Genomic DNA, 1455 nt, shown 5'->3' on the forward strand with positions numbered 1-1455 from the left:
AACGGAAGAAAAACAAAGATAATAAAAGAGATTAGGAGAAAACAACTCCCTAAACAAAGAAATCTAAATTTCTTGAAACATGAAAAGAGGAACTTAAGGAAAATGTAGAATGTTAAGATACAAGCTTTTTTTGTTTAAATGTGAGGGATCGAAACTTCCAATAATCAACAGAACACACAAAAGTGATTAGATTTTTTATCTTAACGATGAGGAATGGAGATTTATATCCAAGTAAAGGAGTGAACAAGGTGGCAAAGATTTTAATATCACCTCTTGGTACGGGAAGGTTTTCTTTAAGTAAGACAGAAAAAAGGGAATATAATCAAGTAAAATATAAATTTCATGATAATGATAGTGAATACGTTACTTCATTTATTTCTGCTGCTTTAAGTAATCATATCGTTTTTAAAGGTTTTTAGAGGGAATAAAGTGATGATTTACACTACTTCCAAAAGGAGAGTAACAGAAGAAATACAAGAAGATGGTTCCGATTTTAACTAAGCGGGTGTTTGAACATGTCTGTTTTCGCGAATATCCTAAAATATAAAACAGTTAAGAAGCATAAATAAATTTTGTAAAAAAGTCGTCGACCTCCAATAGCGTCAAAATCCTAGGGGATCGACGACTTTTTGAAATCAAAAGGAAAATTGATAAAATCCAAGCGTTACAGAGAAAATACCCAATTTAACAAAAAGACACATTTTTAAAAACAAATAAAAAGGAATTCAATAAAGAATGTAGAAATTATAACATAAGCGATTTTTTGGGTTTTTATCTTAACTATGAGGGATTGAAACCAAGCAAAAAATGAGCATTTTGCTTGTAAGAAGATGTTTTTATCTTAACTATGAGGGATTGAAACATGTGATGATTAAGCTTTTCTAAAACCGGTTGGTAGTTTTTATCTTAACTATGAGGGATTGAAACACCACACGAACTTTCCTAGCCTCAGCTCGCTTCTTCGTTTTTATCTTAACTATGAGGGATTGAAACTTTTCTCTTGGATGTCAAACAGGACATCCTCCATTTCCGTTTTTATCTTAACTATGAGGGATTGAAACTTTTGTAGATTCCTACAAAATTGTTGCTTATTCTTGTTTTTATCTTAACTATGAGGGATTGAAACCGAAATGCCTTCTCAATATATGTGTCAACTGAATTGTTTTTATCTTAACTATGAGGGATTGAAACCAAATAATATATATGCTGCTGCTATAAACACGCGCGGTTTTTATCTTAACTATGAGGGATTGAAACTCGTATTTCATTTGAATGCCGTACTTGTTCCAAAATGTTTTTATCTTAACTATGAGGGATTGAAACTTTTGAGTTTGGACTGCCATAATGTCAGTTCCATAGTTTTTATCTTAACTATGAGGGATTGAAACTTTTTCCCTCGCATGTTTGCGGGTTGTTTTCGCTAGCGTTTTTATCTTAACTATGAGGGATTGAAAC

The 1455-nt window shown here is 31.9% G+C and carries 1 protein-coding gene and 1 CRISPR repeat array; the gene reads left to right on the plus strand.

Annotation, left to right across the window (positions count from 1 at the left end; genetic code table 11):
• The first annotated feature begins 248 nt into the window (after positions 1-248).
• Positions 249-419 carry a hypothetical protein gene (locus MLD65_RS17555; RefSeq protein WP_243293117.1) on the plus strand — a complete coding sequence of 57 codons (171 nt, stop codon included), beginning with the start codon at positions 249-251 and terminating at the stop codon, positions 417-419.
• A gap of 348 nt (positions 420-767) precedes the next feature.
• Positions 768-1455: a CRISPR direct-repeat array (repeat unit 30 nt; unit sequence GTTTTTATCTTAACTATGAGGGATTGAAAC).

The sequence above is a fragment of the Bacillus sp. FJAT-47783 genome (assembly GCF_022808615.1).
Lineage (GTDB): Bacteria > Bacillota > Bacilli > Bacillales > Aeribacillaceae > Bacillus_BZ.